Genomic DNA, 14,758 nt, shown 5'->3' on the forward strand with positions numbered 1-14,758 from the left:
GAACGTGTTGGCTATCAGTGTAAGCGGGGTTTTTATCCATGCCCAAATCACTCGACAGTTTCAAATGTCGTTCCGTCCTTACCGTTGGCGGTAAGGATTACGTCTATTTCAGCCTTCCCAAGGCTGAAGCCAATGGCCTGAAGGGCGTTTCCAAGCTGCCCTATTCCATGAAGGTTCTTCTGGAAAACCTGCTGCGTTTCGAGGACGGCCAGTCCGTCACCAAGGAACATATCCTTGCGGTGTCCGAATGGCTTGGTAACAAGGGCCTGACCGAAACCGAAATCGCCTACCGCCCCGCCCGCGTTCTCATGCAGGACTTCACCGGTGTTCCCGCCGTGGTTGATCTTGCCGCCATGCGTGACGGTATCAAGGCTCTTGGCGGCGATCCGGAAAAGATCAATCCGCTGGTTCCCGTCGATCTCGTCATTGACCACTCTGTTATCGTCGATGAATTCGGCACGCCGAGCGCCTTTGCCCGCAACGTTGAACTGGAATATGAGCGCAACGGCGAGCGTTACCGCTTCCTGAAGTGGGGCCAGCAGGCGTTCAAGAATTTCCGCGTGGTTCCGCCCGGCACAGGCATCTGTCACCAGGTCAACCTCGAATATCTCGGCCAGACCGTCTGGACGAAGGAGGAGGACGGCGAGACGATCGCTTATCCGGATACCTGCGTCGGCACGGATTCGCATACGACCATGATCAACGGTCTCGGCGTTCTCGGCTGGGGTGTCGGCGGTATCGAGGCTGAAGCTGCCATGCTCGGCCAGCCGGTCTCCATGCTTCTGCCCGAGGTCATCGGCTTCAAGCTGACCGGCAAGGTGAAGGAAGGCGTCACCGCGACCGACCTCGTTCTGACGGTCGTGCAGATGCTGCGTAAGAAGGGCGTGGTATCGAAGTTCGTCGAATTCTTCGGCCCCGGCCTTGATTCGATGTCTCTGGCCGACCGTGCGACCATCGGCAATATGGGCCCGGAATATGGCGCGACCTGCGGCTTCTTCCCGGTTGACGGCGAAACCATCAACTACCTGACCATGTCCGGCCGTGCCAAGGATCGTATCGCGCTCGTCGAAGCCTATTCCAAGGCGCAGGACATGTGGCGCACCGGCGATGGTTCCGACCTCGTCTTCACCGACACGCTGGAACTCGATCTTGGTGACGTCGTGCCCTCCATGGCCGGTCCGAAGCGCCCGGAAGGCCGTCTGCCGCTCGAAACCATTGCGCCGAATTTCGCAACGGCTCTCGAGAACGACTACAAGAAGCCCGGCCAGATCAACAGCCGCTATGCTGTCGAAGGCGAAGCTTTTGATCTCGGTCACGGCGATGTGGCGATTGCCGCCATCACCTCCTGCACGAACACCTCCAACCCCTCGGTTCTCATCGCTGCCGGCCTTCTCGCCCGCAACGCTGTCGCCAAGGGGCTGAAGTCCAAGCCGTGGGTGAAGACTTCGCTGGCACCGGGATCGCAGGTTGTTGCCGAATATCTCGACAAGTCCGGTCTGCAGAAGGATCTCGATGCGATCGGCTTCAACCTCGTCGGCTTCGGCTGCACGACCTGCATCGGTAACTCCGGTCCGCTGCCGCCTGCGATCTCCAAGACGATCAACGACAAGGGCCTGATCACATCAGGTGTTCTCTCTGGTAACCGCAACTTCGAAGGCCGCATCTCGCCTGACGTGCAGGCGAACTATCTGGCCTCGCCGCCGCTCGTCGTGGCCTATGCGCTTGCCGGCACCGTCCAGAAGGATCTGACCAAGGAGCCGATCGGCGACGACCAGAACGGCAACCCGGTCTATCTCAAGGATATCTGGCCGACCTCCAAGGAAATCCAGGAATTCATCCTGAAATACGTCACCCGTGAGCTCTACGAAACCAAGTATGCTGACGTGTTCAAGGGTGACGCGAACTGGCAGGCCGTTCAGGTTCCGCCGGGCCAGACCTATGCCTGGGACGACCAGTCCACCTATGTTCAAAACCCGCCCTATTTCGTCGGCATGGGCAAAAAGGGCACCGGCCTCAAGAACATCAAGGGCGCGCGCGTCCTCGGTCTCTTCGGCGACAAGATCACCACCGACCATATTTCTCCGGCCGGTTCGATCAAGGCTGCTTCGCCTGCTGGTGCCTATCTGACGGAGCACGGCGTTGCCGTGGCCGACTTCAACCAGTACGGCACGCGCCGTGGCAACCATGAAGTGATGATGCGCGGCACCTTCGCCAATATCCGCATCCGCAACCACATGCTCGGCCCGAACGGCAAGGAAGGTGGCTACACCATCCACTATCCGTCGAAGGAAGAGATGTCGATCTATGACGCCGCGATGAAATACAAGGCGGAAGGCGTTCCGCTCGTCATCTTCGCCGGTGTCGAATATGGTAACGGCTCGTCCCGCGACTGGGCGGCGAAGGGCACCAACCTGCTCGGCGTCAAGGCCGTCATCGCGCAGTCCTTCGAACGCATCCACCGTTCGAACCTCGTCGGCATGGGTGTCGTTCCCTTCGTTTTCGAGGAAGGCACGACCTGGGCGAGCCTCGACCTCAAGGGCGACGAAATCGTCGAGATCGATGGTCTCGAAGGTGAAATCAAGCCGCGTGAAAAGAAGATCGCCAAGATCACCTACAGCGACGGTACGGTGAAGGAAGTTCCGCTTCTCTGCCGCATCGATACGCTTGATGAAGTGATCTACATGAACAATGGCGGCATTCTGCAAACCGTTCTTCGCGATCTGGTCGCGTAAAGCTTTGAAAATCTAAGGCGCCGGGCGGAATCCCGGCGTCTTTCCGTTTCAAGTCTCTTTTTTTGTGATTGTCGCTCACCCCTTCGTGACTTTCTATTGAAGGGCAATAGACGTTATTTTCCGGTTTGCATCCCGGCAGGATTGATCGCATCAATTCGTCTGGATCTCTTCCGGACAAAGGTTTTTGTAATGCCGCTGAAATTCCCCCTGTCGATATGTCTTCTCGGCACGTTTCTCGTCACCTCCGCGCAGGCGCAGGAAGCTGTGAAGGGCGTCGTCGAATTGTTCACATCGCAGGGATGTGCCTCGTGCCCGCCGGCGGATGAAGCCTTGCGCAAGATGATCCAGAAGGGCGATGTCGTCGGTCTTTCCTACCATGTCGATTACTGGAACTATCTGGGCTGGACGGATTCGCTGGCATCGAAGGAAAATACCGATCGGCAATATGGCTATATGCGCGCACTCGGCCGTAACGGGGTCTATACGCCGCAGGCCATTCTGAATGGTCGCGACCACGTCAAGGGCGCGGATGTCCGTGGAATTTACGACAGGCTCGATGCTTTCAAGCGCGAAGGCAAGGGACTGAATGTCCCGGTCTCGTCGAAGTTTTCCGGAAACGAGGTGGAGATCGATATCGGTGCCGGCAGCGGCAGGGCCGATGTCGTAGTCGCCTATTTCACGCGCGAACAGACGGTTGATGTGCAGAAGGGGGATAACCAGGGGAAAAAAATGTCCTACTGGCACAGCGTCTATGACGTGCAAACCGTCGGCATGTGGGATGGTTCACCGATGACAGTGAAGCTTCCGGCGAGCGTGGTGGCAAAGGTGAAAAAGGGCGGCTGCGCGGTGCTTTTGCAGACGGCAAATGCCGGCGGCGATCCCGCGGCAATTGTCGGCGCAAGTATCCTGCTTGGAAATGAAACCCCCTGATCGCCTGTGGGCGATGGAAGATCCGGTCCGGGCATTGGGGGCTGGGGGTAAAGGGTCAATGCACCGGACCGGGTCATCTTGGTGCCTAGGCATCAATTGACAATAGGACTATTCCACCCAATTCGGGCCATGGTTTGACCGAAATACGGCAGGCCATGTGAAAATGGCTGCCTAAATGGTTACCATTTTTAACCTCTGCCTTTGCTGTCGGCAGTCCCTCCAGAGGGATGGATGGGGCGCCATTCCGTGCTGGCGCCTTCTGGATCGGCTGCAATTCGAGGCCTGTCAAACCTTTCCTGGAATTGCCGGTCCTGTGCGCCATGGTAGTGCAAAGACTTGCAATTTCGCCCCCTCAGGCTCACACTGCATGGATGATTTGGGTGGAATCGGAGGTATTGGATGACCGATCAACCGGATGTGCAGCAGGTGCAGACCGCTTCACGTGACAATTCCACCGTTATCGATCTCCGGGAATATAAAAAGAACAAGGACCCTTTGCCGGTCACCTTTCACCGGCGCGAGCTGGATGCGATTCTGCGCATCTATGGCCGCATGGTGGGAGAGGGCGAGTGGCGTGACTACGCCATCGATCACCTGAAGGAAAAGGCGGTGTTTTCCGTCTTCAAGCGATCAGGTGAAATGCCGCTTTTCAGGATCGAGAAAAACCCCAAGCTGGGGGCAAAACAGGGTGCCTATTGCGTGGTGAATACGGATGGCCGCATTCTCAAACGTGGCCATGAATTGCCGCAGGTTCTGAAAGTTTTCGACAAGGTTCTGAAGCTCATTGAATGAGCTTTAACAGGAGCGGACTATTCGCAGGAACAGCCTGCTCTCGCGGATAGGGGTGAGGAAATCTTCGCAAATAAAAAGGCGGCCGAAGGGCCGCCTTTCGCATGTCTGTCAGTAGAACTCTTAACCTTAGTCGTCGCGGTTTCCGAGGAACTGCAGGAGGAAGGTGAAGAGGTTGATGAAGTCGAGATAGAGCGTCAGCGCGCCCATGATGGCCTTGCGGCCAGCCACGGCAACATCGTCGCCGTCAAAGTACATTTCCTTGATCTTCTGGGTGTCGTAGGCGGTCAGGCCTGCGAAGATCAGTACGCCGATTGCGGAAATCGCAAACTGCAGTGCGGAGGATGCAAGGAAGATATTGACGATGGAAGCGATGATCAGGCCGAACAGACCCATGATCAGGAACGAACCGAGACCGGAAAGGTTCTTTTTTGTCGTGTAACCGTAAAGCGAGAGCGCACCGAACGAAGCGGCGGTCACGAAGAACGTCTGGACGATGCTCTGGCCGGTGAAGACAATGAAGATCGACGACAGCGACACGCCCATCAGCGCGGCATAGACCCAGAATGTCGTCTGCGCGGCGGAAACGCTCATATTCTGAATACGGAAGCTAAGGAAGAAAACCAGTGCCAGCGGTGCGAGCATGATGACCCAGCGCAGCGGAGATGCATAAAGCAGCTGCTGGAAGGCAGGGTTGGACGCAGCGAATGAATAGGTTGCGAAAGCCGCAACGCCGGTGATGACCAGAGCCAGCGCCATCAGGTTGTAAACCTTCAGCATATAGGCGCGGAGACCTTCATCGATCATCGCACCAGTCTGTGCACGGGTCTGCGCCATGCGGTTCTGGTAGTTATTGAAGTCAGCCATTGTGTCCTCTTTTGAGCTCCGTAATTGCTACGGTGTCGGGATACCTCCCGGGCGCCGCTGCGGAGCTTCAGCAAGCCTGCCAAAGAATATGATGGCAGAACGTGTCCGATACAAGGCCTTTTCCAGTTGAAAAGACACCATATGCGCGAAAAGCGCTCACGTTTTGGCGATCATTACAAAGAATTAATCGCTAAAGTTAAGCGGGGCACAACCGATGATCATTCTCCCGCCTGCCGCAGAACCGGCGCCGCCTTCTGGCCGAGAATGCGCCATGTGCCGATGAGCCCGATGCCGACAGTCATGACGAGGGCGACGACGAGGGTTCCGATCGCCACATCCGGCAGGAAGCTGGAGGGCAGCTTCATGATGCGGGCGATCACGAACCATGCGGAGACGCCGCCGGCGAAAAGCGCGAAGACGGCGGTGGCGAGACCGAGCATCATATATTCGTAGGAGAAGGCGCGGATGAGCAGGTTTCGTGTGCCGCCCAGCGTTTTCAGGATGACCGCGTCGTGGGTTCGCGCGCGGTTGCCGGCAGCGAGAGCGCCGGCGAGAACGAGGACGGAGGCTATCAGCGCGACGGCGGCAGCGGCGCGAATGGCGGTGGCAAGCTGGCCGACAAGGCGGTTGACGACGTCGAGCGCATCCTTCACGCGCACGCTGGTGATCGTCGGATAGGCGTTGGTGACAGCGCGCAATATGCGGCCTTCGTCGGCGGCGGTTGCGGAAGGGTCGGCGAGCGTTGCCAGCCACGCATGCGGCGCGCCGCGGAAGGTGTTCGGTGAAAACACCATGACGAAATTGATCGACAGTGATTCCCATTCGACGTTGCGCAGATTGGCGATCTTGGCCGTTATGCTGCGTCCGAGCACGTTGACGGTGACCGTGTCGCCGATCTTGAGGCCCAGATCCCCCGCCTCTTTCGCGGCGAAGGAGACCAGCGGCTCGCCGCTATAGTCCGGCCCCCACCATGTTCCCTCCGTCAGCGTCGCGTTTTCAGGAATTTCCTGGGAATAGGTGATGCCCCGGTCACCGCGCAGCACCCAGCGTCCGGAAGATGGCACGTCCATTTTTGTCACGTCCTCGCCGTTAAGCGCCAGAATGCGGCCGCGCAGCATCGGTACTTCGGTCAGGGCTCCTTCCGGCGCTTCTTGCTTCAAAAGATCGCGGAAGCCCTGAACTTCGCTGCCCTGAATATCCACGAAGAAGAAATTCGGTGCCTGTTCCGGCAGGCTGTCCGTCAGTTCGCGACGCAGATTGCCGTCGATCAGGGTGAGCGTTACGAGGAGGGTCAGCCCGAGGCCGAGCGAAAGAACGACCGAGGGGGTGAGTGCGCCCGGCCGGTGAATATTACCGATCGCCAGCCTCAGCGCAGCCGAATGAACGCGCGGGCTGCGCTTGGCGATGGCCTTTACGCCCGCAGCCACCAGTCGCAGCACCACGAAGGCAAAAGCGATGGCCGCAAGGAAGATCGAGGCGATGAAGCGGTCTTCCGCCGAAAAGATGGCGAGGGCGGCAAGCGCCGCCAGCAGCAGACCGGTTGCGGCCAGATAGGGCCAGGACGGCCAGCTTCCTTCTTCGAAACCCTGCTCGCGGAAAAGCGCGGTTGCCGGAACCTCACGCGCCTGGCCAAGGGGAACGATGGCGAAGGCGAACGTGGTCAGGAGGCCGAACAGGGCGGCGAGACCGAGAGCGCCGGGGTAAAAGGCGAGCTCTTCCGGTACAGGCAATACGCCTTCCAGAAACCGCATGGCGATGAGTGGCGCGACGGCGCCGACCACAAGGCCGATGACGATGCCGACGGCGGCAATGAAGGCGATCTGGAAGAGATAGGTCATGGTGACCACGGAGGCCGGTGCGCCCAGGCATTTCAGCGAGGCGATCGTGGTGCGTTTGGAATCCAGAAACGCGCGGACGGCATTGGCGACGCCGACACCGCCGACGATGAGGGCGGTGAGGCCTACCAGCGTCAGGAATTGCGAGAAGCGGTTGACGTTTTCGGTGAGCGAGGGTGCCGCCCGGTCGCTGGTGCGGATGGACCAACCGGCATCGGGAAAGGCCTTGTTGGCCGCGTCGTTCATCGTTGGCCGTGACGAAGGATCGTTCAGCCTGATCTTGTAGGCGTGTTCGACCAGGCTTCCGGTCTGAACGAGGTCAGAAGCAAAAAGGGCATCGCGGCTGACCATCAGCCTTGGAGCAAAACCGAAGCCGTCAGACAGCGCATCCGGTTCGTCGACCACGGTGCCGGTCAGTTTCAGCTTCACATTGCCGAGCAGGATTTCATCGCCGACCTTGATGCCGAGCCGTTCCAGCAGAAGCGGTGCGGCGATGGCGCCATAGGTGTCGCCGGTGCCAGCCAGAAGCTCGCTTAACGGCCGGTTGGGTTCGGCAACGAAGGTGCCAAAGAGCGGATAGGAGCCGTCTATGGCTTTCACCTCAGTCAACGTCTGTTCGGAACCGTCGGCAAGGCGCGCCATGGAGCGCAGCCCGGTGGAAACCGCGACGGTGCCTAGCCCATCGAGATAGGCCCGTTCTTCCTGCGTTGCTTCCCTGTTGCGCAGTTCGAAACGCACGTCGCCTGCCAGTATGGACTGACCTTCCGTGGCAATGGCGCTGGTGACCGCGCGTGAGACGGAATTGACGGCGGCGATGGCGCCGGTTCCAAGCGCAATACAGGCAAGGAAAATGTAAAAGCCTCGAAGGCCGCCGCGAATTTCTCGCCGTGCGAGCCTCGCGGCGTTTCTGACATTGGCAAAAGACGGGAGAACAGATCCAGTCATGCCGATACCGCCCGCGCAATCTGGGGCTTCGCGCTGTCGCCCTCTATCTCGCCGGAGCGCACCTTGATCTGCCGTGAGCAGCGGGCGGCAAGCGACGGATCATGGGTGACGAGGATCATCGTCATGCCGCGCTCGGCCTGTTTGGCAAAAAGAAGATCAGCGATCTGCCTGCCGGTATCGGTATCGAGATTGCCGGTCGGTTCATCAGCAATCAGTACGGCCGGTGAGGGGGCAAGCGCGCGGGCGATGGCGACACGTTGCTGTTCGCCGCCGGAGAGCTGGCCGGGATAATGGTTCAGGCGTTCACCGAGACCGACGGCGACGAGTTCGCGCCTGGCGATCTCGAAGGGGTTCGGGGTGTTTGCCAGTTCGAGCGGAACGGCGACATTTTCCAGTGCCGTCATGTTGGCGATGAGATGGAAGGACTGGAAAACAATGCCGATATTCCGGCCGCGAAAATCCGCCAGCGCGTCCTCGCCGAGCTTGTGCAGTTCCGTATTCGCGATGATGATTTCACCGCTATCGAGCCTCTCGAGACCGGCAAGCACCATCAGAAGCGTCGACTTTCCCGAGCCGGAGGGGCCGACGATACCAACCGCCTCGCTCTCTCCGATTGAAAGATTGATGTTCTTGAGAACGTGAACGGAGGCGGCGGCATTGCCGAGCGTGAGGTCGGCTTTCTTCAGCTCTATGATGCTTTTCGTCACAATTCTCGTTCCTATATAGGGTGATGAAAACGGTCTGGCGGTCGATGCGGTCGGTATTTCAGACAATGGGAACCAAGTTAGGAAAGCCGTGATGAGATTTAAAGCTGCCCTGTTTCACTTCATCGTCATTTTCGCTACCGCCTTTTCCGCCACTGTTGTCACGGCTCAGGAGCGGACATGGCAACTGGTCGGCCTCGGCGACAGCCTGATGGCTGGCTATCAGCTGCCCCCAACCGACAGCTACACCGCACAGCTTGAGGCTGCATTAAAGGGCAAGGGCGTCAATGTCGCCATCGCCAATGCCGGTGTGTCCGGCGATACCTCTTCCGGCGGCCTGGCGCGGGCGGAATGGTCGGTTCCCGATGGTACTGATGGGGTCATTCTGGAACTCGGCGCCAATGACGCTCTGCGCGGAATTCCCCCCGAACAGACCGAAAAGAACCTCGATACCATCATTTCCGGCTTCCAGAAGCGCAACATAGCCGTGTTGCTGGTCGGCATTATGGCGCCGCCGAATATGGGCGAAGATTACGCCAAGCGCTTCAATCCGATCTTTCCGAAGCTTGCCGAAAAATACAACCTGCCGCTTTATCCCTTCTTTCTGGATGGCGTGGTGACGGATGATGCGCTGAAGTTGGATGACAAGATGCACCCCAATACCAGTGGTGTGGCGATGATGGTTGAAAAATCTTTGCCGGCTGTTGAAAGCTTCATCAAGACAATCGGTGCGCAAAAAAAATAAGCACTTGCGCCCATCTGCATTGCGTGATTCGCTATGCTTGTTCTGCCAAGAGATTCGGGGAGCTCGCCATGCCGAGACTGTTTACCGCCCTCGAAATTCCGCGCAATGCGGCTATGAGCCTCTCATTGTTGCGCGGTGGTCTGCCGGGAGCCCGGTGGATCGATGTGGAGAATTATCACATAACCCTGCGTTTTATCGGTGACATCGACGGGCGGACCGCCGATGAGGTCGTGGACAGGCTGGATCGGATCGAAAGGCCGGAATTCCAGCTCAATCTCACCGGTATGGGGTCCTTCGGCTCCAAGAAACCGCATTCCATATGGGCCGGGGTTTCTCCCTCTCCGGAAATGCATGCGCTGCAGGCGGAAGTCGAGAGAATCTGCCAGAGGATCGGTCTCCCGCCCGATCCGCGCAAGTTCATGCCGCATGTCACGCTGGCGCGGCTGCGCTCATCGCGCCTGGACGATGTCGTTCATTATCTTTCCGGACGCGGCAACTTCCGCACCTCGCCCTTCACGGTCGGACGTTTTGTGCTGATGTCGTCGAAGGAATCGGTGGGCGGCGGGCCCTATATCGTTGAAGAGGCGTTCCCGCTTCACGAGGCCCGGTCCAGCTCCATCTTTTCGAGCAACGACCTGCATCCTGCCAAGAGCATGTTGTAGACGCCAAGGAACCCGTCCTCGGCACCGTAATAGGGATCGGGGACGTTCTCACGACGGCCAACGGCATAATCCATGAAGAGATGGATTTTGTGCCGATGCTTTTCCGGGCTCGATTGAAGCAGGTTCGCCAGATTGTTTTCGTCCATGGCGAGTATCAGGTCGAAAGTCTCGAAATCTGTCCGGGTGACCTGTCTTGCCCGCTGACTTGAAATATCGATGCCGTGCCGTCGCGCCATGGCGATGGACCGGGGATCAGGCGCTTCACCCGCGTGCCAGCCGCCGGTGCCGGCGGAATCGATAGCGAGCTGGTCAGACACGGCCGCGTCATCGGCAAGATGTCTCAAAACGCCTTCGGCAATCGGTGAGCGGCAGATATTGCCCATGCAGACAAAAAGAATAGCTGTATGTTTCATGGAATATGCGTCGATCCGGTCGTTGAAGCGTTAATGGGTCTCAAGCGGAGGCAAGTTCATGAAATATCCCAGACTCGAGCCGGACGCCATCCGGCAGGCCCTGTCGAAACTCGAGGGCTGGTCCCTGCGAGAAGACGGGGCGGCGATCATCCGTTCCTTCAAGTTTTCAAGTTTTGCGGAAGCCTTCGGTTTCATGGCCGAATCCGCACTTGTTGCGGAAAGGCTTAATCATCATCCCGAATGGTCCAATGTCTATTCGCGGGTCAAGGTTTGCCTCACCACGCATGATTCACAGGGAGTGACGGAGCGGGATTTTCTTCTGGCCGAAGCCATGCAGAAGGCGGCTGCGGGCCGAAGCAATTGAACGGCGGACCTTAAATCCCATATAATAGCCGTGACCGGAGGACCGTCGATCATGGATGATGTGAAAATCGGTGAAATTCTTCTGCCGGGTGAAACCGACAGGCAGCAGGAGCGTGAAAATGCGGTGCGGGCGAAATTCTGGCCCAAGCTGAAGCGTGTGATGTCAAAAGTGCCCTTCGCGCGCGATGCGGCGGCGGCCTATTATTGCGCGATCGACCGTGACACGCCGCTGCGTGCAAAGGGTATCATCCTGGCGGCGCTTGCCTATTTCATCATGCCGATGGATGCCGTGCCTGACGTGCTGGCCGTCATCGGTTTTACCGATGATATTGCCGTCATCACGGCAGCGCTTGCCATGATCCGCGCTCATATCAAGATGGAGCACTACGAGGCCGCTGACGCCATGCTGAAGCGACAGCGGGAAGCCGGGTAACGTCTCTGTGATGTGTCCGTCCGGCAGAGCCCGGCGGGTGACAAATTCTTGCCTGAATTTATGTGTCTTACACACGAGGGAAGGGCGTGCCACGCCGTTCTCCTCAGGGCGTCGGGAAGTCGCCAATCTGTAACACCGCAAGACGTTTCCGGCATTTTATGCGTGTTGTTGACGGTTTGGTAACCGCTTTCCGACCACAATGAGAAAAGACGATCCGCACCTGAACGTGGCCGATCCAGAAACTGGGCTCGCCGCTGCTTCGGGCCAATGGAAGACAATAACCCGGCAGGAAATTCTATGTTTGTAAGAAGTGTAGCAACCGCAGCGGCCATTTTGCTGACCAGCGTCGGCGTAGCATCTGCACAGTCGCCCACGCGCATCCAGCAGTTCAATGCATGGGGTGCCTATTCGTACAAATCGGGCAACAGCACCGTCTGCTACGTTCTTTCCATTCCGACCGCCAAGGAACCGGCGAGCGTCGATCACGGCGATATTTTCTTCATCGTGTCGCAGCGCCCCGGCCAGAACATCTCCTACGAGCCGCAGGCCATGGTGGGTTATCCGCTGAAGCAGGGCTCCAAGGTCAATGTGACGATCGACAATAAGAACTTCGTCATGTTCACCAAGGACAAGGCTGCCTGGGTTGAGAACGCCGCTGAAGAACCGGCTCTCGTTGCTGCCATGAAGGGCGGCAAGTCCATGACCGTCAAGGCAGTCTCAGGCCGCGGCACCGCGACATCCTATTCCTATTCGCTGTCGGGTATTTCGGCAGCTCTCAAGCAGATCGAGAGCTGCAAGTAATCCTGGCGCTTCATCGCATCTGAAAATGGCCGGTCATTGACCGGCCATTTGCGTTTTTGCCAGTTTGATGCTAAAGGCGCGGCAACATTGACAGGCGGATGCGCGAAAAGTGCTCCGCCTTTGATTTTCTCGACATGCAGACGATTTTCCGCCTATCCGACAGGTCGGTCGTGCGATGCATGGAATGATGGGATAGCGTGATGTCCGTAATGCAAGCCCCTGCCGGCCTGGCAGTCAAAACCCCGCTGATCGCCAATAGCGATCTGATGTCCGGCAAGCCGTCACTGATTGGCCTGACGCGTGAGGAAATGGGCGAGGCGCTGGCCGAGATCGGCGTGCCGCAGAAGCAGGTGAAGATGCGCGTCAGCCAGTTGTGGAACTGGCTTTATGTGCGCGGCGTCTCCGATTTCGACAATATGACCAATGTCGCCAAGGAGCTTCGCGAGAAGCTGAAGGCGGCCTTCACCATTGCCCGCCCGGAAATCGTCGAGGAGCAGATCTCCAATGACGGCACCCGCAAATGGCTGATGCGCTTTCCGCCGCGTGGTGCGGGACGTCCTGTCGAGATCGAGACGGTCTATATTCCCGAAGAAGGGCGCGGCACGCTGTGCATATCGAGCCAGGTCGGCTGTTCGCTGACCTGTTCCTTCTGTCACACCGGTACGCAGCGCCTGGTGCGCAACCTGACGGCTGAGGAAATTCTGGCCCAGCTGCTGCTGGCTCGTGACCGGCTCGGCGATTTTCCCGATGGTTCGACCCCGGTAGGCGCCTATGTGCCGAGCGAAGGCCGCAAGGTTTCCAACATCGTGATGATGGGCATGGGTGAGCCGCTCTATAATTTCGAGCATGTGAAGACCGCGCTCCTGATTGCGACCGATGGCGATGGCCTGTCGCTCTCCAAGCGCCGCGTCACGCTCTCCACCTCCGGCGTCGTGCCGGAAATCTTCCGCACCGGCGATGAGATCGGCGTCATGCTGGCGATTTCGCTGCATGCGGTGCGCGACGACCTGCGTGACATGCTGGTGCCGATCAACAAGAAATATCCGCTGAAGGAGTTGATCGAGGCCTGCCGCAATTATCCGGGTCTCTCCAACGCTCGCCGCATTACCTTCGAATATGTGATGCTGAAGGATGTCAACGACAGCCTGGAAGATGCCAAGATGCTGGTGCAGCTTCTGAAGGGCGTTCCGGCCAAGATCAACCTCATTCCGTTCAATCCATGGCCGGGCACGAACTACCAGTGCTCCGAATGGGCGCAGATCGAGAAGTTCGCCGATTTCATCAATCAGGCGGGTTATGCCTCGCCGATCCGCACGCCGCGCGGCCGCGATATCCTCGCCGCCTGCGGTCAGCTGAAGTCGGAATCCGAGCGCATGCGCAAGACCGAAAGGCTGGCTTTCGAGGCGATGATGATCGCAAACCACGGTGCGGATGACTGAATCAGCCGCAATTGCGCCATAAAGCTTGATTTGCTGCGGTTCTCTGATTGATTTCAGACTGTCTTGTTCCTAAGAAGACGAAAACAGGGAACCAACAGGAGGATATCCATGCGCGCATTCATTCTGGCTCTCGCTGCCGCGAGCGCCCTCGTTCTGCCCGCCAAGGCCGAAAACGTCACCGTCGCCGTCACCGCCATTGTTGAACATCCGGCGCTCGATGCCGCTCGCGATGGCGTGAAGGCCGCCCTTGCCGAAGCCGGTTACAAGGAAGGCGAGAACCTCAAGTTCCTGTACGAGTCCGCGCAGGGCAATCCCGGCACCGCAGCGCAGATCGCGCGTCAGTTCGTGGGCGACGCTCCGAACGTTATCGTGCCGATCTCCACGCCGTCCGCCCAGGCCGTCGTTGCCGCCACGCGCGACATTCCGGTCGTCTTCACGGCAGTTTCCGATCCGGTCGGCGCGCAGCTCGTCAAGAGCATGGAAAAGCCCGGCGGCAACGTGACCGGCCTTTCCGACATGCTGCCGGTTGGCGAACATCTGGCGCTCATCAAGGAAATCTCGCCGAACGCCAAGTCCATCGGCTTCATCTACAACTCGGCCGAAGCCAACTCCGCCTCGACGCTCGTTTTGCTGAAGGCTGAAGCTGAAAAGGCTGGCCTCAAGATCGTCGAATCCGTCGCCACCAAGTCCGCCGAAGTGCAGGGCGCAACCCGCGCGCTGGTCGGCAAGGCTGACGTGATCTACGTTCCGACCGACAACACCATCGTTTCCGCTTTCGAGGCGGCAGCCGGCGTTGCTTCCGAAGCCAAGATCCCGCTCTACGCCGCCGATACGGATTCCGTTGCCCGCGGTGCGGTTGCGGCCCTCGGCTTCAACTATTTCGACGTTGGCAAACAGACCGGCGCGGTCGTTGTCCGCATCCTCAAGGGTGAAAAGCCGGGCGACATTCCGGCAACCGTTGCTGTCGGTACCGATCTGGTGATCAACAAGAAGGCCGCTGAAAAGGCTGGCGTTACCTTCCCCGAAAGCGTCACGAAGCGCGCCACCAAGGTCATCGACTGAACCGAAACCAGACTGAATTGCGGGCGGCGGCATTTCGC

The 14,758-nt window shown here is 58.6% G+C and carries 14 protein-coding genes; 10 read left to right on the plus strand and 4 right to left on the minus strand.

The annotated features are described in order from the left end of the window. Positions 1-38 precede the first annotated feature (38 nt). The 3 genes from acnA to V6R85_RS13845 all read left to right on the plus strand — a co-directional run bounded on the left by acnA (position 39) and on the right by V6R85_RS13845 (position 4,454). The gene (gene acnA / locus V6R85_RS13835) at positions 39-2,732 is read left to right on the plus strand and encodes an aconitate hydratase AcnA (RefSeq protein WP_020810179.1); all 2,694 of its coding nucleotides are present in this window, start codon (positions 39-41) and stop codon (positions 2,730-2,732) included. A gap of 189 nt (positions 2,733-2,921) precedes the next feature. Continuing rightward, entirely contained in the window at positions 2,922-3,662 is a 741-nt protein-coding gene (locus V6R85_RS13840; protein WP_003505058.1) for a DUF1223 domain-containing protein, read from the plus strand. Between the two features lie 399 nt (positions 3,663-4,061). Next, entirely contained in the window at positions 4,062-4,454 is a 393-nt protein-coding gene (locus V6R85_RS13845) for a DUF2794 domain-containing protein (protein ID WP_003505057.1), read from the plus strand. A 126-nt stretch (positions 4,455-4,580) separates the two neighbouring features. On the opposite strand, the gene V6R85_RS13850 is transcribed toward V6R85_RS13845, so the two are convergent. The 3 genes from V6R85_RS13850 to V6R85_RS13860 form a co-directional block, all read right to left on the minus strand. After that, positions 4,581-5,318 (minus strand): Bax inhibitor-1/YccA family protein, encoded by a 738-nt coding sequence (locus V6R85_RS13850; RefSeq protein WP_003505056.1) that lies wholly within the window; start codon positions 5,316-5,318, stop codon positions 4,581-4,583. 218 nt (positions 5,319-5,536) lie between these two features. Continuing rightward, positions 5,537-8,098, minus strand: coding sequence for an ABC transporter permease (locus V6R85_RS13855; protein ID WP_111834648.1), 2,562 nt, complete (start codon positions 8,096-8,098; stop codon positions 5,537-5,539). Next, a complete protein-coding gene (locus V6R85_RS13860) occupies positions 8,095-8,805 on the minus strand; it encodes an ABC transporter ATP-binding protein (protein WP_060725382.1) in 711 nt (236 codons plus the stop codon). The genes V6R85_RS13855 and V6R85_RS13860 overlap by 4 nt, the downstream gene beginning before the upstream one ends. Before the next feature lie 91 nt (positions 8,806-8,896). Here V6R85_RS13860 and V6R85_RS13865 point away from each other — a divergent pair, with 91 nt between their 5' ends. Together V6R85_RS13865 and thpR are read left to right on the plus strand one after the other, a co-directional pair. Beyond that, positions 8,897-9,547 (plus strand): arylesterase, encoded by a 651-nt coding sequence (locus tag V6R85_RS13865; RefSeq protein ID WP_020812115.1) that lies wholly within the window; start codon positions 8,897-8,899, stop codon positions 9,545-9,547. A gap of 68 nt (positions 9,548-9,615) precedes the next feature. Continuing rightward, positions 9,616-10,209, plus strand: coding sequence for an RNA 2',3'-cyclic phosphodiesterase (gene thpR / locus V6R85_RS13870; RefSeq protein WP_003505049.1), 594 nt, complete (start codon positions 9,616-9,618; stop codon positions 10,207-10,209). Here the strand turns inward: thpR and V6R85_RS13875 are convergent. Continuing rightward, positions 10,143-10,622 (minus strand): low molecular weight protein-tyrosine-phosphatase, encoded by a 480-nt coding sequence (locus tag V6R85_RS13875; RefSeq protein WP_111834649.1) that lies wholly within the window; start codon positions 10,620-10,622, stop codon positions 10,143-10,145. The two genes, thpR and V6R85_RS13875, sit on opposite strands and share 67 nt — an antisense overlap. Positions 10,623-10,680: 58 nt before the next feature. Between V6R85_RS13875 and V6R85_RS13880 the strand changes: the two genes are divergently transcribed. The 5 genes from V6R85_RS13880 to V6R85_RS13900 all read left to right on the plus strand — a co-directional run bounded on the left by V6R85_RS13880 (position 10,681) and on the right by V6R85_RS13900 (position 14,720). Further along, a complete protein-coding gene (locus V6R85_RS13880; RefSeq protein ID WP_111834650.1) occupies positions 10,681-10,986 on the plus strand; it encodes a 4a-hydroxytetrahydrobiopterin dehydratase in 306 nt (101 codons plus the stop codon). A 51-nt stretch (positions 10,987-11,037) separates the two neighbouring features. Further along, entirely contained in the window at positions 11,038-11,418 is a 381-nt protein-coding gene (locus V6R85_RS13885; protein WP_111834651.1) for a YkvA family protein, read from the plus strand. Between the two features lie 297 nt (positions 11,419-11,715). Further along, positions 11,716-12,219 (plus strand): invasion associated locus B family protein, encoded by a 504-nt coding sequence (locus V6R85_RS13890; protein ID WP_003523183.1) that lies wholly within the window; start codon positions 11,716-11,718, stop codon positions 12,217-12,219. A 266-nt stretch (positions 12,220-12,485) separates the two neighbouring features. Continuing rightward, the gene (gene rlmN / locus V6R85_RS13895) at positions 12,486-13,658 is read left to right on the plus strand and encodes a 23S rRNA (adenine(2503)-C(2))-methyltransferase RlmN (RefSeq protein WP_077998729.1); all 1,173 of its coding nucleotides are present in this window, start codon (positions 12,486-12,488) and stop codon (positions 13,656-13,658) included. A gap of 108 nt (positions 13,659-13,766) precedes the next feature. After that, positions 13,767-14,720 (plus strand): ABC transporter substrate-binding protein, encoded by a 954-nt coding sequence (locus V6R85_RS13900; RefSeq protein ID WP_111834652.1) that lies wholly within the window; start codon positions 13,767-13,769, stop codon positions 14,718-14,720. Positions 14,721-14,758 lie beyond the last annotated feature (38 nt).

The sequence above is a fragment of the Agrobacterium sp. CCNWLW32 genome (assembly GCF_037083425.1).
GTDB classification, from domain to species: Bacteria; Pseudomonadota; Alphaproteobacteria; order Rhizobiales; family Rhizobiaceae; genus Agrobacterium; species Agrobacterium radiobacter.

Bases quoted from the DNA above. Each gene is read 5' to 3' on its own strand.
- V6R85_RS13880 (WP_111834650.1), top strand. From the start codon at position 10,681: ATGAAATATCCCAGACTCGAGCCGGACGCCATCCGGCAGGCCCTGTCG.
- V6R85_RS13845 (WP_003505057.1), top strand. From the start codon at position 4,062: ATGACCGATCAACCGGATGTGCAGCAGGTGCAGACCGCTTCACGTGAC.
- rlmN (WP_077998729.1), top strand. From the start codon at position 12,486: ATGTCCGGCAAGCCGTCACTGATTGGCCTGACGCGTGAGGAAATGGGC.
- V6R85_RS13855 (WP_111834648.1), bottom strand. From the start codon at position 8,098: ATGACTGGATCTGTTCTCCCGTCTTTTGCCAATGTCAGAAACGCCGCG.
- V6R85_RS13890 (WP_003523183.1), top strand. From the start codon at position 11,716: ATGTTTGTAAGAAGTGTAGCAACCGCAGCGGCCATTTTGCTGACCAGC.
- V6R85_RS13840 (WP_003505058.1), top strand. From the start codon at position 2,922: ATGCCGCTGAAATTCCCCCTGTCGATATGTCTTCTCGGCACGTTTCTC.
- V6R85_RS13865 (WP_020812115.1), top strand. From the start codon at position 8,897: ATGAGATTTAAAGCTGCCCTGTTTCACTTCATCGTCATTTTCGCTACC.
- acnA (WP_020810179.1), top strand. From the start codon at position 39: ATGCCCAAATCACTCGACAGTTTCAAATGTCGTTCCGTCCTTACCGTT.
- V6R85_RS13885 (WP_111834651.1), top strand. From the start codon at position 11,038: ATGGATGATGTGAAAATCGGTGAAATTCTTCTGCCGGGTGAAACCGAC.
- V6R85_RS13875 (WP_111834649.1), bottom strand. From the start codon at position 10,622: ATGAAACATACAGCTATTCTTTTTGTCTGCATGGGCAATATCTGCCGC.
- V6R85_RS13850 (WP_003505056.1), bottom strand. From the start codon at position 5,318: ATGGCTGACTTCAATAACTACCAGAACCGCATGGCGCAGACCCGTGCA.
- thpR (WP_003505049.1), top strand. From the start codon at position 9,616: ATGCCGAGACTGTTTACCGCCCTCGAAATTCCGCGCAATGCGGCTATG.
- V6R85_RS13900 (WP_111834652.1), top strand. From the start codon at position 13,767: ATGCGCGCATTCATTCTGGCTCTCGCTGCCGCGAGCGCCCTCGTTCTG.